Annotated in this window: 19 protein-coding genes, 4 tRNA genes and 2 pseudogenes; 15 read left to right on the forward strand and 10 right to left on the reverse strand. The window is 44.0% G+C overall.

Translation table 11 applies throughout. From position 1 onward, the window contains the following. Window positions 1-63: 63 nt before the first annotated feature. Window positions 64-306: a hypothetical protein gene (locus KW548_08575; protein QXX05330.1), complete on the reverse strand. Its 243-nt coding sequence runs from the start codon at window positions 304-306 to the stop codon at window positions 64-66. 290 nt (window positions 307-596) lie between these two features. Next, window positions 597-3,098, reverse strand: a complete 2,502-nt coding sequence (locus KW548_08580; protein QXX05331.1) for a response regulator — start codon at window positions 3,096-3,098, stop codon at window positions 597-599. A 689-nt stretch (window positions 3,099-3,787) separates the two neighbouring features. Between KW548_08580 and ihfA the strand changes: the two genes are divergently transcribed. Beyond that, window positions 3,788-4,084 carry an integration host factor subunit alpha gene (ihfA, locus tag KW548_08585; protein QXX05332.1) on the forward strand — a complete coding sequence of 99 codons (297 nt, stop codon included), beginning with the start codon at window positions 3,788-3,790 and terminating at the stop codon, window positions 4,082-4,084. Between the two features lie 117 nt (window positions 4,085-4,201). Here the strand turns inward: ihfA and KW548_08590 are convergent, their stop codons facing one another. Continuing rightward, complete coding sequence (locus tag KW548_08590; protein QXX05333.1) at window positions 4,202-4,522, reverse strand: HI1450 family dsDNA-mimic protein; 321 nt, start codon at window positions 4,520-4,522, stop codon at window positions 4,202-4,204. A 2-nt stretch (window positions 4,523-4,524) separates the two neighbouring features. Then, on the reverse strand, window positions 4,525-5,091 hold the full coding sequence (gene yeiP / locus KW548_08595; GenBank protein QXX05334.1) for an elongation factor P-like protein YeiP: 567 nt from the start codon (window positions 5,089-5,091) through the stop codon (window positions 4,525-4,527). Window positions 5,092-5,227: 136 nt separating this feature from the next. Here yeiP and KW548_08600 point away from each other — a divergent pair, with 136 nt between their 5' ends. Beyond that, entirely contained in the window at window positions 5,228-5,995 is a 768-nt protein-coding gene (locus tag KW548_08600) for a nucleotidyltransferase domain-containing protein (GenBank protein ID QXX05335.1), read from the forward strand. 65 nt (window positions 5,996-6,060) lie between these two features. Here KW548_08600 and KW548_08605 read toward each other — a convergent pair whose 3' ends face one another. Then, on the reverse strand, window positions 6,061-7,911 hold the full coding sequence (locus tag KW548_08605; protein ID QXX05336.1) for a leukocidin family pore-forming toxin: 1,851 nt from the start codon (window positions 7,909-7,911) through the stop codon (window positions 6,061-6,063). 423 nt (window positions 7,912-8,334) lie between these two features. Between KW548_08605 and KW548_08610 the strand changes: the two genes are divergently transcribed. Together KW548_08610 and KW548_08615 are read left to right on the forward strand one after the other, a co-directional pair. Then, the gene (locus KW548_08610; GenBank protein ID QXX05337.1) at window positions 8,335-8,682 is read left to right on the forward strand and encodes a hypothetical protein; all 348 of its coding nucleotides are present in this window, start codon (window positions 8,335-8,337) and stop codon (window positions 8,680-8,682) included. Beyond that, the gene (locus tag KW548_08615; protein QXX05338.1) at window positions 8,649-9,062 is read left to right on the forward strand and encodes a transporter substrate-binding domain-containing protein; all 414 of its coding nucleotides are present in this window, start codon (window positions 8,649-8,651) and stop codon (window positions 9,060-9,062) included. Before KW548_08610 ends, KW548_08615 begins: the two co-directional genes overlap by 34 nt. Window positions 9,063-9,073: 11 nt before the next feature. On the opposite strand, the pseudogene KW548_08620 reads toward KW548_08615, so the two are convergent. The 3 genes and pseudogenes from KW548_08620 to KW548_08630 form a co-directional block, all read right to left on the reverse strand. Beyond that, window positions 9,074-11,436: pseudogene (locus KW548_08620) on the reverse strand (DNA polymerase II). Between the two features lie 74 nt (window positions 11,437-11,510). Beyond that, complete coding sequence (locus KW548_08625) at window positions 11,511-13,361, reverse strand: DUF4105 domain-containing protein (GenBank protein QXX05339.1); 1,851 nt, start codon at window positions 13,359-13,361, stop codon at window positions 11,511-11,513. Between the two features lie 123 nt (window positions 13,362-13,484). Further along, entirely contained in the window at window positions 13,485-13,970 is a 486-nt protein-coding gene (locus KW548_08630; GenBank protein QXX05340.1) for a DUF3015 domain-containing protein, read from the reverse strand. Between the two features lie 350 nt (window positions 13,971-14,320). Here KW548_08630 and uvrY point away from each other — a divergent pair, with 350 nt between their 5' ends. From uvrY to KW548_08665, 7 genes and pseudogenes are all read left to right on the forward strand, one after another. Continuing rightward, on the forward strand, window positions 14,321-14,965 hold the full coding sequence (gene uvrY, locus KW548_08635) for a UvrY/SirA/GacA family response regulator transcription factor (protein QXX05341.1): 645 nt from the start codon (window positions 14,321-14,323) through the stop codon (window positions 14,963-14,965). After that, a pseudogene (gene uvrC / locus KW548_08640) lies at window positions 14,965-16,796 on the forward strand (excinuclease ABC subunit UvrC). Before uvrY ends, uvrC begins: the two are co-directional and overlap by 1 nt. Before the next feature lie 78 nt (window positions 16,797-16,874). Continuing rightward, a complete protein-coding gene (gene pgsA / locus KW548_08645; protein QXX05342.1) occupies window positions 16,875-17,432 on the forward strand; it encodes a CDP-diacylglycerol--glycerol-3-phosphate 3-phosphatidyltransferase in 558 nt (185 codons plus the stop codon). A 235-nt stretch (window positions 17,433-17,667) separates the two neighbouring features. Further along, a tRNA-Cys gene (locus tag KW548_08650) sits at window positions 17,668-17,741 on the forward strand. Between the two features lie 3 nt (window positions 17,742-17,744). After that, window positions 17,745-17,820 (forward strand) — tRNA-Gly (locus KW548_08655). Between the two features lie 71 nt (window positions 17,821-17,891). Then, window positions 17,892-17,978 (forward strand) — tRNA-Leu (locus KW548_08660). Between the two features lie 17 nt (window positions 17,979-17,995). Continuing rightward, window positions 17,996-18,071, forward strand: a tRNA-Gly gene (locus KW548_08665). Between the two features lie 105 nt (window positions 18,072-18,176). On the opposite strand, the gene KW548_08670 is transcribed toward KW548_08665, so the two are convergent. Next, window positions 18,177-19,217, reverse strand: coding sequence for an alkene reductase (locus KW548_08670; protein ID QXX05343.1), 1,041 nt, complete (start codon window positions 19,215-19,217; stop codon window positions 18,177-18,179). A 135-nt stretch (window positions 19,218-19,352) separates the two neighbouring features. On the opposite strand from KW548_08670, the gene KW548_08675 reads away from it, so the two are divergent. Beyond that, a complete protein-coding gene (locus KW548_08675; protein ID QXX05344.1) occupies window positions 19,353-19,931 on the forward strand; it encodes a TetR/AcrR family transcriptional regulator in 579 nt (192 codons plus the stop codon). A gap of 30 nt (window positions 19,932-19,961) precedes the next feature. On the opposite strand, the gene KW548_08680 is transcribed toward KW548_08675, so the two are convergent. After that, entirely contained in the window at window positions 19,962-20,939 is a 978-nt protein-coding gene (locus tag KW548_08680; protein ID QXX08017.1) for a PQQ-dependent sugar dehydrogenase, read from the reverse strand. A gap of 344 nt (window positions 20,940-21,283) precedes the next feature. Between KW548_08680 and KW548_08685 the strand changes: the two genes are divergently transcribed. The 3 genes from KW548_08685 (at window position 21,284) to KW548_08695 (ending at window position 25,456) form a co-directional block, all read left to right on the forward strand. Beyond that, the gene (locus KW548_08685; GenBank protein ID QXX05345.1) at window positions 21,284-22,072 is read left to right on the forward strand and encodes a TetR/AcrR family transcriptional regulator; all 789 of its coding nucleotides are present in this window, start codon (window positions 21,284-21,286) and stop codon (window positions 22,070-22,072) included. A gap of 181 nt (window positions 22,073-22,253) precedes the next feature. After that, the gene (locus tag KW548_08690; protein QXX05346.1) at window positions 22,254-24,644 is read left to right on the forward strand and encodes an MMPL family transporter; all 2,391 of its coding nucleotides are present in this window, start codon (window positions 22,254-22,256) and stop codon (window positions 24,642-24,644) included. 11 nt (window positions 24,645-24,655) lie between these two features. Next, window positions 24,656-25,456, forward strand: coding sequence for an outer membrane lipoprotein-sorting protein (locus tag KW548_08695; GenBank protein QXX05347.1), 801 nt, complete (start codon window positions 24,656-24,658; stop codon window positions 25,454-25,456). Window positions 25,457-25,463 lie beyond the last annotated feature (7 nt).

A 25,463-nucleotide genomic window follows, 5' to 3' on the forward strand; every position in this document is an offset into this window, starting at 1 on the left:
TAAGCCCCTGTTGCGATGATATACCGAAGCCAGCGATATCTTGCTGGCCTTGGCGTTGTATCATTAGGAGTGCATTTCAAAGTGTCGTATCAAGGGTTTGATGTCTTCTAGATAGCCTTCGCTTTTAAGGTTAGCGACAGCGACCTCCAGCTCCTCATTAGTCATGGAGAAACAGCTGGATTTACCAGTCATGTAATTGAGATAATCATGATACTCGTGTTCAGTGAAATGACCGATGCGATCAACTAACAAGCTTTTGATTCCATGATGGATAAGGCGATAATACGTATGTCGATGAATTTCCATAAACAGCCTCTCTTATCTGCGTCTGCCCGGTAACCGTCTCAGGCTGATAAAGTGACGGAGACAAATTATTGCCACTTTATCCTCGTTGATCATGTAGAAGCATAATGAGTGCCACAATCGAATAGGACTACACCAAAATGAACTTTCGTTCGCTGTATTAATCACTTAGAGAGTTCAATTTCGGTGTCAAATTTCAAACGCCAAATAATAATTGATACAAGAAAGATTGCTTTTGATCATCACCTCTCAGCGCCACGCATTTTGCGAGTCGTTTTGAAATTGCAATAGCGCTAGTGCACACAAGCAGACAACGCTGATGCCAGCATCTGATCCAATGCCTGCTTTGATGTGGGTTTGGATAAACGCCCATCCATAACTTCACTAATTCTTTTCAGTTCCTTTTCTCCCGATTCGCCTGACAGAGCAATGATGGGAAGAGATGGGTGTGAACGCTTGATTATAGTTGCTGCTTCAAATCCATCCATTATCGGCATTTGAATGTCCATAAAGACGAGGCTAATTGGATGGTTCTCAATTACCTCAATGGCGACTTGTCCATTGTTTGCCAGTAGAACGTTATAACCCAATTGCTCAAGATAAAGCTTAGCGAGTGAAAGCTGAACTTGTTTGTCGTCTACAACGAGGATAAGAGGTTTCTCTGAAGTGGTTGTTGAATTGGCGATAGACGTGGGCAAAGTTCTGACATCGTCAGCGCTTACAATCGCTTCTTTGGCGTGGAATTCCTCCTCTGTGTTTGAAGTAACAGGAAAACTCAAATAGAACCTTGTATATTCATCGACTTTCGAGTCGCATTGAATCGTTCCACCAAAGGCGTTCATGACTCGTTTGCAGTAACCTAACCCTAAACCACTCCCTCCAGTTTTATTGTGACTGAAAAAATCTTCGAATATACGTGCTAAGTAGATTTGAGGTATCCCAGGGCCTGTGTCCGTGAAAATGACATGATTTTGGAAGCGTCCTTTTTCTGTCTGGATGATTATTTGGCTATCAGGATATAAATCAAAGTAATAGATGGCATTGCGTAGCAAGTTGAACAAGACGAAATTGAATAAAGTTTGATTAATATTGGCCACAAAATCCTGCTCGACAGACACTTGTACGCGCTGGCGAAGCGATTTATCGTGGAAGCTGTACTGACTAACGGCAACATTAATAGCAGAAGCTATCGATGAAGGCATAACCGGTTCTTCAGCCAATGATGGTTTACTGACTTCTCGAACTATTATGTCGATCAGTTGACGACCTCTATTTATGGCGTCTCTCCCCTTACTTAAGTGCTGAGCGAGCTGCTCTGGCGGTCGACTAAGTTCGATACCGTGATTTAAATGTTCGAATTCAAATTGCAGTTGTGCGAAAGGGCTTTGCATCTCATTTGCAATGGAGCTGGCGAGTGCTTGTGATTGTTTCACCTTCCGCTCGTGGTTTATGTACACCTGAACTTTTTTGAACACTCGCTCTAGCGCAGATAGTTCTTCGTTGGAGAAATAGACGCCGCCACTTTTTGAGCTTGAAACTAGGACATGAGATAGTTTGTTTTGACGTTCATAGAGCGGTAAGACAAGGGCAGAGTTAGTTTCATTCATTCTATGATGAATAGCCCTAAGTGTTTGATCACATGATAGAAGTAAAGCCTCTTCAACTTCTTCGATAACGAGAGAACTACTGTTGTTTGCAAAATACGAGCGGTAGAGATCTGCACCATGAGAATCATCAAGCAAGCGAAGTTGATCTTTGGGAACTCCGAGATAAATCGCTAGTTGTTCCATGGCTGTAGAAGGTGAACTCCTAAAGTCTACTTCTAGTTGAGAAATCTTGTCGACGGGGCACATTACATCCCCGTACAAGACTTGACTCACGCCCTGCCTAACCACTTTATAAAGTGGTTGCCATGTCATACCAACAATCAAAACAACAAATAGGATCTCGAAGAGTTCTGCACTGTCACCAGAGAAGGGCAGCAATATTGCGCACGCATAGATGACGGCAGTTATTCCGATACTAAGAGCAACAAAACATATATACTTGGGGCTATAAAACCTCGATGTCAGCAGTGCATAACCCATCAAAAGCATTTCGCTGATTGAGAGCATTGGTGGTAACCAAGTCAATGAGAAATCATCGAAGAAAAAAGTGACACCAACTTGAATGATAGCTGTGGAACACATGAAAATAGCGATGCCTAATATCATGTAGTTGATACGGTTCCGTCTGATTTGACTTGTACAATTTTTTAGGGACAGCAAATTAACAAGCGTCAGAAAAATGATGGTGGTAAAACCAAGAAAGAAGTATTTGGTGAAAGGGCCAAACTCTAATTGAAACTCACTCGGACCTACTATCTCTATACCGCTAACTGTCCACCCAGGGATCAGATTGACCACAACGCCAAATATAGAAATAAACGCAACCAATACCCCTTGCCACATCGGGGCAGATCGGCCCGTGTAGTGTTTGTGTAGCTTGGCGATAAAGCAACATGCGCAAGCAAAGGCAAGCGAGGTCGCTAAGTTGGCAATAATAGCCATGTTGATTGCCACTTCATCACTAAAATGCACCAGTAAGCCAGTATGAAAATAGCTATTGCTAAGAATCCATATGGAGACGCCAATTGAGTAGCAAATATAGTAGCTATACTGCCACAAACTCAGTGCTCCATGACGTTTGGCAAGTACTGTACAAAAGTACACAGCCCAAATCAGCACCAATAGGGCGGTTAAAATTAAAACCACCGCCTTGGTATACATAAGTTGACTCAATAAATAACTGAACATGATGTTCTGCTTTCACCAGTTTTGACGTTACGAACGTTGGCCCGAATTTTATTTGTAGTTATCGTCAATGTTCATTGGGAGCCTAGTAATTATCCAATGCGAAGGTGACAAAGTTTAAGCTACCCTCGGACGATATGTGTAGTGGTTCAACGCTTGGAAGTCTTGTGTACATGACAAAAAAAAATTATGCAACCTGTTTTTTATTTGTGTCTGAGCTCTGTCTCATTATTTATATTAAAGTTTTCTAACCAGACGAGTTAAGGAGTGGATTCTGAGCGAATGTAGTTAAGTCAGGTTGAATGTTTTTAGTACGACACTTGGTATTGCGATGAATTTAAAAGCAGATCATCTGGACTTAAGCGACGATAGAAATTGACCTTCACGTCAAAATAAATTTTTTTTGCCAACTATTTCAGTGCCTAATACTGACTAATTTGATTTTAGGGGTGATTTTTCATAAAAAACAAAAGCTTAATAACTCTCTTGTGTCGTTTTAAGGATGAGAGGATTGATTTATCTGTTTGTTTTTTAAGATTAAAGTGCGTTCAATCAACAAAAAAGTTGGCGAAAATCAGAAGGTTGGCATACACTTTCCCAAGTAAAGCCGATATGTTGTTGATTGGCTGGGCAAAATGCTTTGGCGCTGTCAAGTCGGCAGCATTGTATAACACAGCTTTGAGGAAAGTTTTATGGCGCTCACAAAGGCCGATTTGGCTGAAAACCTGTTTGAGAAGCTCGGATACAGTAAACGGGATGCCAAGGAAACGGTTGAGGCGTTTTTCGAAGAAATTCGTAAGGCACTAGAGAGTGGCGAACAGGTAAAACTGTCTGGATTTGGTAACTTTGATCTTCGAGAAAAAAACGAACGTCCAGGTCGAAACCCAAAGACGGGTGAAGACATTCCAATCAGCGCTCGTCGCGTTGTCACCTTCCGCCCGGGGCAAAAACTAAAAGCCCGTGTAGAAAATGCCAAGGTAGAAGACTAACAAGCACACCGTTTGTCAGTTGAAACCGACAGAATTCTAGAAGACGAATTAGTCGATAATTCGTCTTCTAGTTATTGCTAAAAATACCCATGTTAAAGCTTGGGTATTTTGTAGCATTTAGTCTCGCTTCCACAACACGTGGCAGAACTTATGGTCCGGATCTCGGCTCACCAGTAAACGAGCAAAGACTTCATCTAAGACGTCATTCACTTCATTGACTAAGCCTATGCGGACTTCCGCGTACGTTTCCTTATCAACGTCAAAGCCAACATGACCAGACCAGTCATCGCCAGTTTCAACGAGTTCGGCAGCGCCACGATCATCAAATTGCGCAGTGAAAATAATAACGTCTGCTGCTTCCAGATTATCCGGAGCCATTTCTAGAAAGATGTCATAAGCCGTTTCAATGGTGTCATCATAGGAGATCAGTTCAGACATAATTACGCTCGACTCATGTATTTACGTTCAGTTGTATTGATCACAATACGGTCGCCCGTTGCTATGTACTCAGGAACTTGAACGGTCAGACCTGTCGCGAAACGTGCGGGTTTCGTGCGCGCTGAAGCTGAAGCGCCTTTAATTGATGGGTCAGTTTCTTCGATGACAAGCTCAACAGAGGCTGGAAGTTCCAGTCCTACTGCATTGCCATCAACGACAATGACGTGCAAACCTTGAATTTCTTCAGTGACAAACTGTAGCTCATCTTCAATTTCTTCTTTTTTGAAGGTGTACTGAGTGTAATCTTCGTTATCCATGAAGATGTATTCGTCACCATCAACGTAGGAGAAAGCGACAGCACGTTTAAACATATCCACCGTTTCAACTACGTCGTCGGATTTAAAGCGCTCATCAACGCGTCCACCTGTTGCAAGATCAGTACAACGCAGTTTATAGATTTTTGCGCCGCCGCGACCGCCCGGAGTGGTGACTTCGATATCTTTGATCAAGAGTGTTTTGCCGCTAGATTCGATAGCAAAACCTTTTTTAAGTTCACTTGCCCTTGGCATAAAAATGTTTCCTTAATATGGAATGGAATCGCCGTATTATATACATAGTGTTTAAGGGAAGGAATATCTTGATTCATCCAGGCGAGTGGGCGAACATTAAGAAATCGAAGATCTAAAAATTATTGTTATCAACTAAATGCATCTTTCCATTATCGATCCGAATCAACCTTTTCAAGCAAGGTATCAGCCTGCCATCAACGATCTTATCGCTTTTCTTAAAGGGGGACTGGGCGATAATCTACACAGTGTTTACCTTTATGGTAGTGTTGCTCGCAAGCGAGCGAGGCCTAATCGTTCAAATCTCGATGTTTTAGTGGTGACCAATGAGAGCTTTAGTGATGTCAGAACGACCCTATTCAATTCGATAAAATGGCGTTTTCAGAAATCTTATCCCTTTATTAAAGATGTCTCCTTGAAGAACACGCTCGTAAAAGAAGTGGCCAGTTTGGAAAGCATATTTTCTTGGGGCTTCCAGTTACGCCACTGCTCGGTGTGCATTTATGGCGAAGACCTTTCCGAATGCTTTGGTGATTATGAGCCAAGTTGGGAAATTGCCAAACATTGGAATATGGATGTGGAAGATTGGGTAGCCGTTTATCGTAATCGCATTGCTCGCTCCGCAACGCCAGAGGAACAGTCAAAAGCGCAGATAGTGATTGCTAAGAAGCTTTTGCGTGCGAGTTATTCCTTGGTGATGTACAAAGACAAGAATTGGTTTGATGATCCTATCGAGTGCGGCCAGAATTTTTTACGCTATTACCCAGATAAACAAGTCGAAATTGAACGGTTAGGAATTTTGCTCACCGGACGGGTGATCGCAAAGCGCTCTGTGATTGGTATCCTTGATGGTTTCGGTGAGTGGTTGGCTAAGCAGTACAAAAAAACCGAATTTAAAATAGGCTGAGATATTGATGACGCGGCAATAAAAGCCTCACTGTCTTTTATTGCCGCTTTTAGGTATGTGGCTGATTACTTATACGAGTTGGTTTCTACCGTAGAAGGATCAAAAACATTGACATATCGTGTGTACATCTTGGTGCTGAGGCTAGACTTTGATTCTGTACCGACAGTCATGCTGAGTTCACCAGTCTGCTTATCGTGTGTCAGATAATGGTCGAGGTGGGCACTCTTTAAACGATCTTGGTTAGCTTCTTCTTCCCAACTCCATTTCTGTGTGAGGCTTAAGCTGCATGACTGAGCTTGAGTTAGGTCAGTACTGTCTAAGCAATATTCTGTATTGTATGCGCTAATATAATGACCATCTCGATTGTAGATGAAAGCTTGTTGGTTATCGTATTCATCACACTCTTTAGCCGAAATATGCTGTTGAGTATCGATAGCCAGACATTGGTTCTTGAATCCGCCCAGTTGCAGATTAACTGGCCTGCCGCCAGTGAACACAGGGTGGTCCCAATCAACCACAAAATTAATGTTCTTGTTGACGCTATTGATTTGGTGATCGTCGTCTTTAGCGTAGTAAGTTCGTACTCCAAAGAATGGCGTCACGTTCGTCATATACCTAAAACCAGTGATGTCGACAGTGGAATCAATATCAAATTTGGTGTTTCCCGTCGCATCAGGGTCAGCAGAGTAAATGACTTCCATTTTTGGTAGGAAGCTTGCGTGGCCCATTTTGTTGATACGACTTTCATCTACAGGTAGTGTGATTCCCGCCGTATAGCCATGAATCGTGGTGACCATCACTGACTCCGCGGTTGGGTACTGCTCCCTTGCCCACTCGAAACCCACATGCTGAGGGCCATTTGAATGGCGATCGACTCGATAGTCATTGGTTTCAAAGGATAACCATTTTGATTCTGTCCAGTTCGCCGAAGCTTCGAGTTTGCCTTTTGCACCGTCACTACTTGCGTCACCTCCCGCGACCACACCAAATGAAAAGGTCGAAATCTCACGGTTTGTGTAATTCTTGTTTAAATTGCTTTTAGGCACAGTGCGCAGGATATGGGCTTTTTCATTTGAAGCATTGAAATTGAAGTCATAACTTTGCGCGAGTGCTGTGGTCACCATCTCATGCTCGTCGCCGCCCTCAGGCCAAGGTATACCGCGTGTATGAAGCAGAATGTTGCCGAAGTTTCGGTTCAGTTGAATACCCGCACCAGTCGTTGAATCGTCAATTGCAATTCTCACTATTTTGGCATCAGGTGTTGCGCTTCCTTGGGTTCCAAATGGTAATGAACGCTGCAGTGTCACCTGATAAATCAGAGAAATATGGGCATTGTCACACATGCCTGTACTTTTTACGGGGCCTTGGTAAGTATTCCAGGTAGGGTTACATGCTGCATCACTGATGGCGCGTTTCGCCTCGATATAAAAAGCGACCCTAGGTATGCTGTTGTCTACCTCTGCAAGAGGGGAGATGCTTTTCTTTACTCGGCGTGTTTTTGGTTTGTATTCAAGACGTTTAAGGTTGGTGTCATCAGAACCCTCCAACTGACTAAACAGGAGTTTACCTTTGTGTTCACTTATGATTAGCATATCTCCGAGAGTCAATAACCCTAAGCTTCTACGGAGCTTATCTTGAGCTATGTTTTTGTCAGATTCATGTTCTATGTTGCTAAAATCGATCAAATAGCGTTTGTTCTGCGCTAAAACCTGAGTTTTGACTTGAGATAATGTCGGTGGTTTGCTGTTTCCGTTGACGAGATTTTCAGCATTGATGTAATTCACCGCACTTGAATCTTGTAAGGCACTGAGAATATTAATGGCTGCTCCAGCAGGCTCGTCAAATTCTGATGCCCAAATGTTGGTACTCAAAACGCTTGATACAGCTATTAGAAGCAGGTTGAATTGTCTTTTCATACTATCTCTCTTGTTATTTGACGGCACAAACCTGAACGTTGGCAATCTGGACACCAATGAAGTTGATAACGGGAACAGTCAAGATTTGTGTGATGCGCTAGGTTTGGCCGAAATATAGAATTAAGCAGCACCGAATGTTCAAATAGTGGTTGCATGTCGTTAATAGTACAAATAGGGTTAAAAATGGGTTAAAAACCGCAAGCAAGAATACATGTTTTGTTATTAAATGATTGGTTTTGAACGAATGTCTCACACTGTTGGCGGCCAATCATGGATAGGTGGGGGCATCAATGGCGTTGCGACAATAGAGCGTAATCGATGAGTGCAAGCGGAGGCTGGAATCACAAAGGGCTGCTGGCTCGACTATACTTGTCATAGTGATGGACTCTTTACCCTGTCGGAGTTACTTTGAATGTTCGGTTGATGCTTACAACTCTTTATTTAGTCTCTGCGTATGTTTTTGCACAGCCGGATGTCATTAAATTAACCAACGGTGAATGGCCTCCTTATCTGTCGAAATCTTTACCAAATGGTGGGCCATCATCGCAAGTTATTGTTGAGGCGTACAAACACCAAGGCATAGATGTGATTTGGGGTTGGTACCCGTGGCAACGGTCTTACGTTCTAGCTGAAGAAGGCCAATATGATGGAACAGTGATTTGGTCCGAAAACAAAAAGCGTCAAGCCGCCTTCCTCTATACCCTTCCTATTTTAGAGGATCGTCGTGTTTTTTTCATTTGGTTGACAAGGTCGTCAACTGGCATACGCTGAGTGACCTTAGTGAATATGAGATTGGTGGAACTATTGGTTATGAGTATTCAGATGAATTCCAGGAGGCTGAACGGCAAGGCGTGATTAATGTTCAGCGTATAGCAAAAGAAGTCGGGAATTTTAAAAAACTGCTGGCCAACCGAGTAGACTTAGTTGTGGCGACCGAAAGTGTTGGTTATGCCCTAATTCGTAACAGTCTTTCTGTTGAGGAAGCCAAAAGAATCACTCATGCTAGAAAGTCCATCGATACGCAAAAATGGAGTGTACTCATCTCAAATAACAGCCCTCATCAAAGGTATTTTGTGGAGCAGTTTAACCTAGGTTTAGAGAAACTGATCGCATCTGGCCGTTATGAGGAGATAATGAAAGATGCCAAATAGTTTGTTCATTGTCAGAACAAACCTAGTTGTGGCTCACTAAGTGACGAGAAATCAAGGCCAATAAATGGCAAGATGGCTTCGGCAACCGGTTTGAGTTGTTTATCAATGTAGTGCTGATAGTCGATGGCGCTTTTTTGGTATTCTTTGGGCTCAGGTCCTGAAATAGTGATGACGTATTCAATCCTCCCTTTGTTTTGATACTGTAACGGGCGACCGAGTTGACTGTTTATTTCATCCGCCATTCTGGCTGCGCGTACCTGAGGGGGAATGTTTTTCTGGTATTCATGGAGCTTTCTTCTCAATCGCTTTTGATAAATCAGCTTATCATCGAGATCTCCCGCTTTTGTTTGCTCGACAAATCCGCGAATATATTCACTCGGATTCTCACCATGAAATACCATTGAGTACAGTGTTTTTTGGAACTCTTGTGCTAGTGGGGTCCAGTCTGTTCGCGCACTTTCTAATCCTTTGAAAATCAGCTGCTCATTTTCTCCCTCACCAATAAGTCCCGCATAACGTTTTTTTGACCCTGTTTCCTGCCCGCGAATCGTTGGCATTAAGAATTTTTTGTAGTGTGTTTCATACTCTAACTCCAAAATTGAGTTGAGGTTGTACTCATTACGTAAGTGATTCGTCCACCATTCGTTGATGTGGTCTACAAGCTGGTGGCCAATCTTATCGGCTTGTTGTTGAGAAAATTGCCCGTTTAACGATACAAACGTCGAATCTGTATCCCCATAAATTACTTGATAGCCTTTATTCTCGATAAGTACTTTTGTCTGCTTCATGATTTCGTGACCACGCATAGTGATACTTGACGCCAAGCGAGTATCAAAGAAGCGACAGCCAGAAGACCCCAGTACCCCATAGAACGAGTTCATGATGATCTTAATGGCTTGTGAGAACGCCTTTTCGTTGTTTTTCTTAGCGATATCGCGCGCTGCCCACAGGTTTTCGATCATCTCGGGCAAAAAGTGTTTACTACGATGAAATTGACCGCCACGAAATCCTTCAACAGCCTGGTTCTCTTGTTTACCCACGTCCAATTTCAACCCTTCGATCAAACCCATTGGGTCAATTAGGAAAGAGCGAATAATGGAAGGGTACAGGCTCTTAAAGTCCAGAACTAACACCGAATCATACAGGTTCGGAATGGAGTCCATGACATAGCCCCCTGGGCTAGCCAGCCAGTTTTCAGATTGTAGGTTAGGGGCAATGTACCCAGCACGATGGATTTGTGGCAGGTAAAGGTTGGTAAATGCAGCGACCGAACCGCCGACACGGTCCAGCTCAACGCCAGTCAGTTTAGAGCGTTCAATGGCGAACTCGAGCAAGTGGGTGTGGGCAAAAATCTTGTTGACCAGAACACAATCTTGCAGGTTGTACTTTGCAAGTGAGGGCTTATCCTTTTTGAACATGTAATTGATTTCGTCCATTCGATCATGAACATTGTGGATTTGCTTACCCTCGCCGAGTAACTCCTGAGAAACCGATTCAAGCGACCAGCTTCGAAAGTGGTAAGTGGCAGTTTTTAGCGTATCGATACCATCTAAAACCACGCGACCTGGGATTGATATGAATGCTTGTTGAGTGTTACTTGAGGTGCGAAAAAACTCGCCTGATTCGCACGTCCTATCGCTAATCTGACTTTATTCCACTCGGCACGTTTATGTAGCAGCCTAAAGTCGAAATCGATTACATTCCACCCGATGATGACGTCAGGATCAAACCGTTCAAACCATGAGATTAAAGTGAGCAGGAGTTGTTTTTCATCTTTGACCCATTCGATACTCGTGCACGCCTCTTGCGGTTCACCTATCATGACCACTCGACTGTCCATCGGGCTATCGAGTCCGATAGAGTACAGAACGCCTTTCTCTGAACATTCAATATCGAGCGAGACGACCTTCAGCTGAGGGATATAGTCCCCCTGACGACATTTGACGCTTGAAAAGCGAGTGTAGTCTTTTCTTAGTTGGGGGTGACCAGTAAATTCGACACTGCCTTGAACAAAACGCTCCATTAAATATCGATCTGCAAGGCGTATATCGTCTTCGAGTACCAGAATTTCATGTTGTTTGAATTTCTGGCTTAGCCGTTGTCCGTCTTTAATGGTTAAGCAGTAACAAGCCGCAAGTTCTACATCATCAAAGCTATGCAGCGCCAAAGGTTTTATCTCAGCCTGAATTGATAACTCTTTAATTAGAGTTTGGCATTGTTCGATATCGTCTTGAGGAATAAAGAAGACGGTTTTCTCTCCCGGTATAACAAGCTGTACAGGCCCATTATCAGTAGATAACCATAAATCGATCTGAGTTTGACCAGAAACATCTCTGGCGTGACGGGTAAGTAGGAAGCCTTGTTGGACGGACATTTGTACTGCTCTAAATGAAAACCAAGCAACGGATGAAGCTTGGTTTCACTAGCTTAGCATAAGCAGGCTCACTCTCAATAATAGATAAAGCCAGTAAGTTTGGCGCCAATGTTCTCAGACTGCCAACTTTGATAACTCAATTGTGTTCGCACAGCAAAGTTACGATCAAAGCTCCAGTTCCAGCTTGCATCAATGTCGACATGGCTCTCTTCCGGAGAACTTACCAGCGCCATAGTTTGAGCTTGTAACCCTATTCTATGATTACGGCCAGCTTGGAAAATTATACCCGTTTCCAAGCCGACTCCAGGGGTTGCGTCATATTCGGTCAGATTGCCGCCACTGACTGCACCTGACAAGAGAGTGTATACGTGGACTTTGCCTGGTGAGCCCCAGGCCTTGCCAAAGCCACCCTGTCCGAACCATCTGCCTGCCATCTTATTAGACATAGGCTGGCGGTCAAAACCAGTACGAATATTCCAAGCCCAACTGTCGAACACTCTATTACTTGGCGCCAGCGCCATTGTGTCGATAAAGTAAAATCGATCCAGCCGAGCAGTGCCTTGCCGATCAAAGCTCACTTGAGTATCTAAAAAATTAATCTGTGCGCCGGGTATGAAGCCATCCTGTGAATCAAGCAAATCATGATACGCTGCTCTCCATTCAATAGTGGCTTGATTATTGTACTCGTCCCAGTACTGGTAGCTCAGTCCGATACGAGCGGAAGCATGCCCTTTTTCTGGTGGGACATCAGGTTGAAGTACTGGGGTAAACGGAGATTCAACTTTGATTCTGCTGCGTAGATAGAGCAACTTAGTCAATCGTTTGGCTGTTGGGTCTCGCTCTAAATCGGAGTCATACAATTGAAAGTTTAACCACTCATAGGCGAGCTCTAGAATCGCTGCTCGTTCTTTATCTGAGAATTCGTTTTCACTCGGGTACTCGCCTTGTGTCGCTTTTTTCGCAGCCTCGAATATTTTCTCATCGACTTCATTGGCTTGATGTAGCAATCTGGTGCCAAATGCTTCGCGATATTGAGGCTCTTCCAATAGTCCGCTTTCCGCTAAGGCATAAACCGTATCTGATGGAATAGCCTGTACAGAGAAGTTTTTGGTTAAGCGCAAATCTTCCCGAGCGACATCTAACAGAGACAGCAATTGATAAGAACAATTTTCGTCTAAGAAATAGTAATCAAACTCTGCTCTTTGCATCTCCCATAAGTGCAATAGCACTCGATTGACTTCGTCTTCCGTGAGTTTAAGTTTGTACTCCCAAATGTCTCTGGATTCGATGTCGTTGTATTCACGAACTTTTCGATAATATGGCATCACGGTGTAACGACCGGGATAGCTGCCGATCAACCCCTTGATGGCAAACAGAGCAGGGTTGTCATCTGTTTCCGGTTCAGCAGCAAAATTAATAGCAAAGGCTACCAATTCTTTATGTCTGGTTTGATCCTTAGCATCGACACGCAATAGAGTGTGACCAAACATCGAAGAAGGGTTATTCATAAATGCGGTTGGGAAAACCAGCGTAAGACCCGCCGGATCGATGGCTTGGCTCCAAGTTTCCAACTCTGGGCAGTTCAATATCGCCTCACGACCTTGTTGTTGCTCAAGCCAACGATAGCGCGCGGGGTATTGGCACTGAGTTTCTAATGCAAGTTGCTTATCTTCGGAATAGAGCTGATTGATGGTTGCCTCAAGCTCGGCTCTAGGAGAGTACTTTCCTTGCTCTGAAAGAAAAAACTCGCTTTTATCGACGGTACTCTCGTATCCAGTGATAAACGTAGGCAAATAGTGTCCCAGCTTATGCCAGTAAGAGTGCTTGGAAAGCTGTTCTACATCGAATTCGCTAGCGGTCGAGGTAAAAGGTAGCAACAAGCTAACGCCACACAACAATGAAATTTTTAGCACACAGGACTTCATCTAATACACAGTCTTACAGTTTGGTTTATCTTCTACTTTCAGTGCTAGGGTACAGCAAAGAGAAGGGAGGTTTAGGGTGATGCTAAAAGGTGCCCAGGAAGGCACCTTTTAGAAAGGTATTGATTAAATAGCGTAACCCGCTAATTGTGCGTTATCAGCAACAACGTTGTTCAGGTTTACAAACACTTCTTGAGAAGTGACATTTTCAGATTTGAAAACCTGTGCAAAGTTTTCCTGAGCTAGTGTGTTAAATGTTGCTTTGTCTGCTTCGTTAATACCCCATACCTCAGAAAGCGTCGCGAGAGTTTCGCCTTCGCCTTTAGCAATGTCACGTGCTAGGTTGTCCATGTTTCCATCAATGAACATCGCTAGCTTTTGAGATGATGAAATCGTACCAGTACCGTCACAGCCTAGAGTACCAAAAGTGATACCAAAAGTTTGGTTGCCAGAAGTACCGTTAGTTGTAGCGGCTAGGATTTTAGAGACCTTACCTGAATTACCATCGAATACCATAGTACCCAAACCACAACCAATATCATTATCTGCCAGTGCTAGATTAGACATAGGAAGAGTTGTTGCTAGGGCTGCCACTGCTAGAAGCTTTTTCATAACATATCCTTATAAGATAATATTTAAAGTGTATTTTTATTTGTGCAACAATATGTATTGCACTGCGTATTATTAAGTGAAATTAGATTCATTTTCAATATTAAGGCTTGTGTTGTGTGTCCCCATGCGGCTTTTTGAATCACAAGCGCAATGTATGACTTAAGTTATTGATCGATATGTCAATAGTGTGTTAAGCAGCAGATATGAAAATAAGTACTTGCTAAAGTTTGCGTTAGAGCACATATTCAGAGTAAGTAAAAAATGTAATTTGAGTTAAAATAGGCTGCCATGCTGTTATCCACTATTAACGAGTGGGTGCAGAGCCAATCAAGAAGTGTGGAGATACAAGTTTGATAAGTGTTTTCCTTGTAGATGATCATGAGCTGGTTCGCACAGGGATACGACGTATTATTGAAGACGTCCGTGGAATGAACGTAGCAGGGGAAGCTGAAAGCGGTGAAGACGCAGCGAAATGGTGTCGTAGCAATCATGCCGATGTCATTTTGATGGATATGAATATGCCAGGTATTGGTGGCTTAGAGGCAACCAAGAAAATCTTGCGTTTCAATCCTGATGTGAAAATCATTGTTTTAACTGTTCATACGGAAAATCCGTTTCCAACTAAAGTGATGCAAGCAGGTGCCGCGGGTTACCTGACTAAAGGTGCGGGGCCAGATGAAATGGTCAACGCAATTCGTGTGGTCAATAGCGGCCAGCGTTATATTTCTCCTGAAATTGCTCAGCAGATGGCGCTTAGCCAATTCTCTCCAGCATCAGAAAATCCTTTTGCCGATCTTTCCGAGCGTGAATTACAAATCATGATGATGATCACCAAAGGGCAGAAAGTCACTGATATTTCAGAGCAGCTGAATTTGAGCCCGAAAACGGTCAACAGTTACCGCTACCGCTTGTTCAATAAACTGGATATCAGCGGTGATGTAGAGTTGACTCATCTAGCCATTCGCCATGGAATGTTAGACACCGAGACATTGTAGTGACCGACACATTCGACTCGGCTTCCTTTCTAAAAACCGTTACTAATCAGCCCGGCGTATACAGAATGTATAACGCCGAGGCTGTTGTCATTTATGTGGGTAAAGCTAAAGACCTCAAAAAACGCCTTTCTAGTTATTTCCGCAGCAAAGTAGACAGTGAAAAAACACGAGCTTTAGTCAGTAATATTGACAAGATTGATGTCACGGTGACGCATACCGAAACAGAAGCACTGATACTTGAACACAATTACATTAAGCAATATTTGCCTAAATACAATGTATTACTGCGTGATGACAAATCATATCCTTACATTTTTGTCAGTGGCCACAAGCACCCGCGACTATCGATGCACCGCGGTGCAAAAAGCGCAAAGGTGAATACTTTGGGCCTTACCCTGACTCGGGAGCGGTTCGGGAAACGCTGCATTTAATTCAAAAAATTTTCCCAGTTCGACAATGTGAAGATACGGTTTACAGTAATCGAACTCGGCCTTGTCTGATGTACCAAATTGGCCGATGTGCGGGGCCATGTGTTAGCAGTATTGTCTCCGATGAAGATTATGCCGAACTGGTGGGTTTTGTTCGTTTGTTCCTGCAAGGAAAAGATCAGCAGGTTTTAACAACATTGGTTGAAAAAATGGAGCTAGCTAGTAAAAGTCTTAAGTTTGAAGACGCGGCAAAGTTTAGAGACCAAATTCAAGCGATACGCCGTGTTCAGGAGCAGCAATTTGTTTCTGAAGACTCTCAAGATGATATGGACGTCTTAGGTTTTGCTCAAGAAAATGGCATTGCCTGTATCCATATTCTGATGATTCGCCAAGGTAAGATTTTAGGCAGTCGTAGCCATTTCCCTAAGATTCCCAATGATACGACTCAGGAAGAAGTGTTTTATAGTTTTTTTAGCCAGTATTATCTAAGCCACAACGAAGCACGAACGATCCCGACACGAATCATCCTTAATTCCGGCCTGATGGAAGAATCGCTGCCATTACAAGAGGCTCTAGGCGAGATTGCCGGACGTAAAGTCCATTTTCATGTTAACCCGACGGGGACTCGTGGACGTTACCTTAAGTTGTCGAATACCAACGCACTGACGGCAATTACTACTAAAATCAACCACAAGATGACAATATCCCAACGTTTTAAAGAGTTACGGGAAGTCTTAGGTATGGATATTATCACTCGTATGGAATGTTTCGATATATCGCATACAATGGGAGAAAGTACGATTGCTTCCTGTGTTGTGTTTAATCAAGAAGGGCCAGTGAAGCAGGAATACCGTCGCTACAATATTACTGGAATTACCGGTGGTGATGATTACGCCGCGATGGGACAAGCGCTTGAGCGGCGTTACTCCAAGCAGCTAGATGTAGAAAAAATCCCGGATATTGTGTTTATTGATGGGGGGAAAGGGCAGCTTAACCGAGCATTTGAAATCATTTCACAGTATTGGGGAGATTGGCCTAAACGGCCACGTTTGATTGGTATTGCGAAAGGAGTAACTCGTAAACCAGGATTGGAAACTTTGATTACCACAGACGGTGAAGAGTTCAACTTGCCTAGTGATGCACCAGCTCTACATTTGATGCAACATATCCGTGATGAAAGCCATAACCATGCCATTGCGGGGCATAGAGCCAAGCGTGGAAAAACAAGAAGAACCAGTGCCTTGGAAGGCATTGAAGGGGTGGGGCCGAAACGTCGTCAGGCATTGCTCAAATACATGGGGGGATTACAGGAACTTCAACGTGCTAGCGTAGAAGAAATCGCCAAAGTTCCTGGGATTAGTGTTTCTTTGGCAGAAAACATTTATCAAGCATTGAAACAATAGGAAAAATCCCGCACCATAAGAGCCCTGTTTTTAAGCAGTGAACAGAGCAATACGCAAACGATAAGAGCCTCAATAAATATGCGTTTAAATATCCCTAACATTTTATCTTTGTTACGACTTTTCCTTATTCCAGTATTTGTCGTGGTTTTTTATCTTCCTTACAGTTGGGCACCTTTTGCAGCGGCAATGGTGTTCTGGGTTGCAGGGTTCACGGACTGGCTAGATGGAATGTTAGCGCGAAAGTTGGGGCAAACCTCCCGTTTTGGTGCTTTTATCGATCCTGTTGCTGATAAAGTCCTTGTCGCGACCGCTCTGATTCTTGTCACGGAACACTACCACTCCATTTGGGTAACAATTCCTGCTGTGACTATGATTGCTCGAGAAATCATTATTTCTGCATTGCGTGAATGGATGGCAGAAATCGGTAAACGTGCCAGTGTGGCAGTTTCATGGGTAGGTAAAGTAAAAACGCTTAGCCAAATGTTTGCTTTATGGGTGCTTATCTGGCGTTATGATGACTGGATGGTTTGGTTAGGTTACGCCGCGCTTTATGTTGCGACCGTATTGACCTATTGGTCTATGGCACAGTATTTAATGGCAGCCAAAGACGACCTTCTCAGTGAAGAGCATCATTAAAGAAAACGGGCAATAGCCCGTTTTTTATACCTCTCATCTACTTTGTTTAAGTTAACTTGGTCAAAATTAAAAGAATTTTGAGAGTAAATTAATCAAATTAGAAGCTTTTGACTGTTAATTAGACAAACGATTCAAAAAATTAAAAATAGTGTTGACTCATTAGTTCGAATCCGTAGAATGCATCCCGTACCCAAGAGGAACGCAGCGAAATAAGCGAGACGATTGGTGTTACGAAGGCGCGTTGGCAGAGTGGCTATGCAGCGGATTGCAAATCCGTGGACCTCGGTTCGACTCCGGGACGCGCCTCCATTTGCGACACTAGCTCAGTTGGTAGAGCGCAACCTTGCCAAGGTTGAGGTCACGAGTTCGAACCTCGTGTGTCGCTCCAAATTTTATGATAACGATTCCTAATGGGTCGATGTCAAAGATGGTGTCTCCATCACAAATTTAGATTTGTGTGCCCTGGTGGTGGAATTGGTAGACACAAGGGATTTAAAATCCCTCGGCGTTCGCGCTGTGCCGGTTCAAGTCCGGCCCGGGGCACCATCTAACTAACGCATTATGCGACACTAGCTCAGTTGGTAGAGCGCAACCTTGCCAAGGTTGAGGTCACGAGTTCGAACCTCGTGTGTCGCTCCAAATTACGAAGCCCTGACCATTTGGTCAGGGCTTTTTTGTATTTTCATTACATAAGAAATCAGCGGCAAAAAGCCGCTGATTTTTAACTCACCAAACGTGAACGGGTTATACAAGCTCGGCAAGCATTTCATCCGAATATTCTGTCAACACTGAGCCTGATTTTACTTTTTCGACATAGTCAGGGTTGGCGATTAATGGACGACCAATTGCTAGTAAATCAAATTTACCGGACTCCAACGCCGCATTCCCGGTTTCTGGTGTAAAACCACCAACACCCATTAGCGTCTTACTGTAGTTTGAACGCATATACTCTGAAACGGTGCCATCTAGGTAATCAAATGACATGCTATCGTCAAAAATTCCCACGTGAAGGTAACTTAGATCACGACTTTCGAGCGCTTTGAGCAAGTAATCTGAAACCTGACGATCACGACTGTCTGGTTCCATGTTGAAGTAAGCACCCGGAGAGAGTCGTAGTGCTGTTCTATCTTTACCAATAGCATCAACGATTGCATCGACGACTTGCAACGGGAAGCGCGCCATATTTTCTGCTGAGCCACCAAATTCATCGTCTCGAGTATTGCTTGAATAATGCAGGAATTGGTCGATCAGATAGCCATTTGCTCCGTGGATTTCAACCCCGTCAAAGCCTGCCTCTAGAGCGTTAATAGCGGCCTGACGATAATCGTCAACAAGTTCTTCAATCTCTTCTCGGGTCGCTGGCTTAGGCGTGGTGTAGGCCAATTCTCGCATGCGGGGTACGCTGCCTTCAACGCTGACTGCGGAAGGCGCCAGTACATATTCTCCATTGAAGAAATGAGGGTGCGCAACACGGCCAGTGTGCCACAACTGCACAAAAATCTTACCGCCTTTTTCATGAACCGCGTCTGTCACCCTACGCCAGCCTGCAATTTGCTCCTGACTGAATATTCCGGGGGTATTTGGATATCCCTGACCATCTGGGCGAATGATGGTCGCTTCACTAATAATCAAACCAGTATCTGCTCGACGAGCGTAGTAATCCACCATCGCTTGAGTTGGAACTAGGCTGTCATCAGCCATACAACGAGTCAGTGGTGCCATCACAATTCTGTTGTTCAACGTAATGGTGTCGTTCAGCGCTAATGGTTCAAATAGGTTATTCATGACGTTCCCTTTGTGGTTTTTCTTGAATGCCCATTCAAGTTAGTCTAATTTGAACAAGCATTCAACTACTTTTTTGAATGCTTGTTCAAAATAAAGTAGAATCAATCAATATTGATAATTGAGATAAGAGAACCAATGCGCAGCGCTGAATTTGATCGGGAAGAAGTATTACGTTCTGCAATGGATGCTTTTGTAGCTAAAGGGTACGCTAAGACCAGTATGCAAGACCTAAAAAAGGTAACTGGACTGCACCCCGGTTCAATCTATTGTGCCTTTGAAAACAAGCGCGGCTTATTGATTGCGGCGTTGGAACAGTATCGTGATGATAAATCGCAAGAGTTTCAGGCTTTGTTTGACTCTCAACCAACAGTGATGGATGGCTTTGAAAAATATCTAAGTTGGGTTGTCGAAGAGTGTGAAACGGAAGAAATCAAAGACTGTTTGCTGCAGAAATCACTCAGTGAGATGGCACAGCAGGATGATGAGGTGGAACATCTTATCAGCATGATGCTTCAAGATTGGCATCAGTCTATTGAAGAGAAGCTTTCTCTGGCTCAGCGAGAGGGAAATGCGTCTCAAAAAAAATCGCCAGCTCAGTTAGCTCAATTTTTGGTGATGGGCATCTATGGTATGCGGACTTTATCTCACACTCAGCCAAAGCCTGGGGTATTAGGTGAGCTCAAGGATGAACTGCTGGAGCATATCACTGCTTAAGAACAAGGCCCGTTATTGCGGGCCTTTTTCTTAACTGCGAGTTGGAACAAGGCGGTATATATTGCCTTGATCAGTACTAAAGATGAGTTCATCCTTAGGGCTGACGATGACATGGCGAATGCGTTCGTTAAGTTCTGATAATATTCGAGTTTCATCTACCGCTTGATTGTTTTTGTCTATCGTGACCACATTAATATGGGTCAGTTTTAAAGCGGGTGCGAGAAGCTTACCGTTCAGTTCAGGGTAGTTTTTACCTCGATACAAAAGCAAACTTGAGGGAGCGATGGAAGGAACATACACCTTTACTGGTGACTCGATCCCTTCTTTTTCTTTAGATTCTCCGACATTAATCGGCCCCCAGTATTCTTTACCGTGAGAAGTGATTGGCCAGCCATAGTTTGAGCCTGCCTGAATAAAATTGATTTCATCGCCGCCTCTAGGACCATGTTCTATCGACCACAAAGCGCTAGCTGCTGAATCGTAAAACAAGCCTTGTGGATTACGATGACCAAAGCTCCAGATTTCCTTTTGCGCGCCTTTTTGCTCGGCGAAAGGGTTGTCTTCGACTGCTGAACCATCAGGATTCAACCTGAGAATCGACCCCGCATGGGTACTTAAGTCCTGTCCATTATCTCGTTCTCCGCGATCGCCAACACTCATGTAGAGGTACTGATCATCGAAGGTCACCCGACTACCATAGTGGCGATTGGTCGAGGAATTGGATGTTGTCGTAAGGATGTTTCTCCAGTCAGAGACCTTACCGTCTGAAAATGTGAAGGTAGCAAGAGTGGTATCTGAACCGCTAGCGGTGCGTTTACTATAGGTCACATACGCTTTGTTCGGTTCGAAAGGGGACATCGCGATATCGAGCAACCCTCCCTGACCGTTGGCATAAAGGCCTGCGGGGTCTTCCATAAGCTGAGTACTTTTGCCTGTAGCGATATCGACCGAGAGAATATGGCCTTTGCGTTCGGTGACCAGTAACGTGTTGTCGTCGGCAAACGTCATTCCCCAAGGAACCAGTAAACCTGAAGCAATTTTTTTCTGTTGAGTAATCCGCTGACAATGCCGGACTTGTCCAGCATGTAAAAGTAACAAGCGGTAAAGCTAAGTATTTGAACACGTGGCAATGTCTCTCTAGTTCAGATAAGTGCATAAAGTTTAGCACGATAATAATTCATAGTTTTTATGTATGTATCTACGAATAAATCTTTTATTTGAGTAATATATGATCTATTATGACGAAGTGTCAAAAATGACGAATCGTCATAATTGTGGTTTATCGCAATATTATGATTCGTGTTACAATGAGAAAGTTAAGGAGTAACAGACGGGTACGGATCGAAATAATCATGTTTGGCTTTAGCTGTAAAAAGAGTGATAAAAAAGACGGCGTCCGTTGTGGTTTTGGGTTAACCAAGAAACAACAGGCCATTGCCGATAGAGAAATAGAGCTGATTCTGCTGGCGAAAGCGCTGGTTCAAAAGGAAGGGTGGAGTAACCTGACCATGGACAAGCTGACGGCAGCAAGCCCTTACTCGAAAGGTACGATTTATAATCACTTTAGTAGTAAAGAAGACGCGATTGTTGCGCTTTGTATTCATTCTCTGAAAAGCGAAGCTGTGTTATTCGCCCGCGCTGCAGAATTTGAAGGCTGTACACGGGAAAAAATCATAGCGATGCATGTAGGCTACCGTATCTACACGCGCATGGAGCCGATTTTGTCCATGTGTGCACTAATGGCGAAAAATCCTTTTGTACTTGAGAAGGCGTCGCCAGAACGTGTTAAAGCGCTAAATGAGCTGGAAGAGCAAGTGATAGAAGGCGCCGATCAACTGGTTAACTACGCGGTTGAAAGTGGTGACCTCAAGTTCTCACCAGGTATCAGCTCAGATGCGATAGTGTTTGCCAATTGGTCGATTGCTTTTGGGTCTAATGCCCTTACGCAAAATGCGTCCAATAGCCATTGTATCAATCGCCTACAGGACCCGTTCTCTGTGCTCCATAATGCGAATATGCTGTTAGATGGGTTGAACTGGAAGCCTCTCTCTAGTGAGTGGGATTACAAGAAAACCTGGCGCCGAGTAGAACAGGAGCTATTTAGTCAAGAGATCGAATATCTCAACTCCGTCGGACGCTAATCTACTTCAGCCTAAAATAAAGCCCGTTATGGGTTTTATTTGACTCTCTAAATGACGAATCGTCAAAAAAGACACTCGATAAGGTTTGAATTATTCAAACACGAGCTTTGTTACTTAAGTGCCAGCGTTAGCTGGTTTTTAAATAACAACTTTTGACGAAACGTCACAAACGGAGAGTGTGATGAAATCAGCCAACTCTAATCCAAATCAACCACACCCGTGGTTAACTTTACCCACCCGATTTAGCGGTTGGGTACTCCTACTGACATTAGCACTGGTCACCGCTGCCACTTTTGGAGGAAAGAATCTCTATTTCCGAGGTGACTACAACATCTTTTTTGACGGAAAAAACCAACAACTGCTCGCCTATGAGGAAATACAAACCACTTTTGCCAAATCCGACAACATCGCAATCATCATTTCTCCCCAAAGCGGTAACGTTTTTGAGCCAAGAACTCTGGAACTGATTCAGCAGCTCACCCGAGATGCTTGGCTAGTTCCTTATTCAAGCCGAGTCGACTCCATAGCCAATTATCAGCATACCGAAGCCATTGAAGATGACCTGATTGTCGAGGATCTTCTGTTGGAAGATTATCCTCTTACGCCAGAACGCATCGAAAAGGTTAAGGCAATTGCTTTGTCTGAACCTGTGGTCAAGCACGCCCTGATCTCTGAAAAAGGCGATGTGACAGTGGTGAATGTCACCGTTCAGTTGCCTGAAATTGATGAGACGACGGAAGCACTCGAAGTGGTTGCTGGAGTCGATCAACTGTTAAGCAAATACAGTGAGTTGTATCCTCATGTCGAGTTCCATAAAGCGGGGATCATTGCAATGAACCATGCTTTCATGGTCGCCGCTCAGGATGACAGCTCAACATTAGTGCCAGCCATGTTGCTGGTAATACTGGTGTTTTTGACCATTATGCTGCGTTCCTTCCTGAGTGTGATCGCCACGCTTGTGGTGATTATCGGCTCAGTCGCTTCAACTATGGGATTATCGGGTTGGGCTGGTATGTTCCTTAGTACAGCTACGGTCAATATTCCCACCTTAGTGATGACGTTGGCTGTCGCAGACTGCGTTCATGTTATCGCAACGATGCGTCAGAGCATGCAAAAAGGCCATTCTAAGCAGTACGCGATCGACCACAGCGTTTCGATTAACTTCATGCCCATCTTCATCACCTCAGTGACTACAGCAATTGGTTTTCTGATGATGAATATGTCGGATTCACCGGTATTGAGAGATTTCGGTAACTTGGCAGCGCTCGGTGTGATGTTGGCGTGTTTTCTGTCAGTCAGCTTGTTGCCAGCGTTACTCAAATTGCTGCCAATTAAAGTGAAGCAAAAAGAGACCGATAATCGGAAAAGCAGCGACTCGATGGATAAGCTTGGCGATTGGGTAGTGAATAATCGCAAAGCCTTGCTGCCTATTTCTGTTGTTGTGATTGCGGTATCAGCAGCACTGATTCCACTGAATAAGGTGAACGATGAATCGGTGAAGTATTTTGATTCGCGCAATGAGTTTCGCCGTGCTGCAGATTTCATGGAAGAGCGCATCAGTGGCATGACAACCATCAGTATTGCGGTGAAAACCCATGAGTCCCAAGGGATTGCGGATCCTATTTTTCTCCAGACGATTAGTAATTTTACTGACTGGCTTCGTATGCAGCCTGAAACGGATCACGTCGCCACACTTTCCGATGTCTATAAACGCCTGAACAAGAACATGCATGGCGATGATGACAGCTACTACAAGCTGCCTCTGCAAAGAGAGCTCGCTGCCCAATATTTGCTGTTGTATGAAATGTCACTGCCATATGGTCTTGATCTTAATAACCAGATTAATGTCGATAAATCGTCGATCAAACTGGTGGTGACCATCGACAACTTGGGCAGTGTTGAACTGGTCGATTTAGAGAATCGAATTTACGACTGGTTTAAGGCTAATGGCTCGCAGTACGACGCGTTGGCTTCAAGCCCATCGCTGATGTTTGCACACATTGGTGAGACCAACATGGCTAGTATGTTGTCGACACTGCCTATTACTCTGATCTTGATTTCAGCGTTGATGGTTTTTGCACTGAGATCAATGCGACTTGGTGTGATCAGTATTGTACCCAACATGGCTCCAGCAATTATTGGCTTTGGTTTATGGGCCTTGATCTCTGGTGAGATAAATCTAGGTCTGTCTGTGGTTGTCACTCTGACACTGGGTATCGTTGTTGATGATGCGGTCCACTTTCTCTCGAAATATCAACGTGCACGTAAGCAAGGGCAAAACGCGGAGCAAGCCGTTCGCTACGCTTTTCACACAGTAGGCCGAGCTCTATGGATCACCACCATTGTACTGGTTGCAGGGTTCACTGTGCTGGCCATGTCCACGTTCAGACTTAATGCAGATATGGGCCAGTTAAGCGCCATGGTGATCTTTATTGCTCTTGTTGTTGATTTTGTTTTCCTACCAGCGCTGTTGATGCGCTTTGATACCGCAAGCTACGCGCAGGAAAATGAATCACTGATATCAGCCACCAATTCAATTCAGCCAACAACGGCTCCTCAGACACAAAGTTAAGGGAATACACTATGAAACATTCAAATTATTCATTGATAACATCGGTCGTGCTGTCTGCTTTGTTGACAATCGGCGGTCAATCTACGGCGTTTGCTAACGCTGAAAAAGGATTGGAAATTGCCACTGAACGCAAAGCACGAGATGAAGGCTGGGGTGACTCAATCGCAACCATGCAAATGGTACTGAAAAATGCACAAGGAGAGAGCAGTACTCGCGAAATGCGCATGAAGTCATTTGAAGTGGCTGATGACGGCGATAAAGGTTTGACGATTTTTGACCAGCCAAGAGACGTCAAAGGAACGGCATTTCTCAATCACTCGCACACAGTCGATGCTGATGACCAATGGCTGTATCTACCAGCGCTCAAACGAGTTAAACGGATTTCATCACGTAATAAATCGGGCCCGTTTATGGGCAGTGAATTTGCTTACGAAGACTTGAGCTCGTTTGAGTTGGAGAAATACACCTTTACTTACCTCCGTGATGAAGAGTTCGGAGGAAGTAACACTTTCGTTGTCGAGCAGATACCAACAGACAAAAATTCGGGTTACACCAAACAGCAAGTTTGGCTGGATAAAGAGCATTACCGACCAATGCAGGTTGAATTCTATGACCGAAAAGGTTCACTGCTGAAAACCCTTAAATTCGATGATTATCAGCTTTATCTAGATAAATACTGGCGTGCCCACACCATGGCGATGACGAACCATCAAACAGGCAAGAGCACGTTGCTTACTACTAGTGGTCTCCAGTTTCAGACTGGTTTGAGAGCAAGAGATTTTGAGAAGAATATCCTCAAACGGGTGAAATAAGGATCGC

Source organism: Vibrio neptunius, assembly GCA_019339365.1.
GTDB classification, from domain to species: domain Bacteria; phylum Pseudomonadota; class Gammaproteobacteria; order Enterobacterales; family Vibrionaceae; genus Vibrio; species Vibrio neptunius.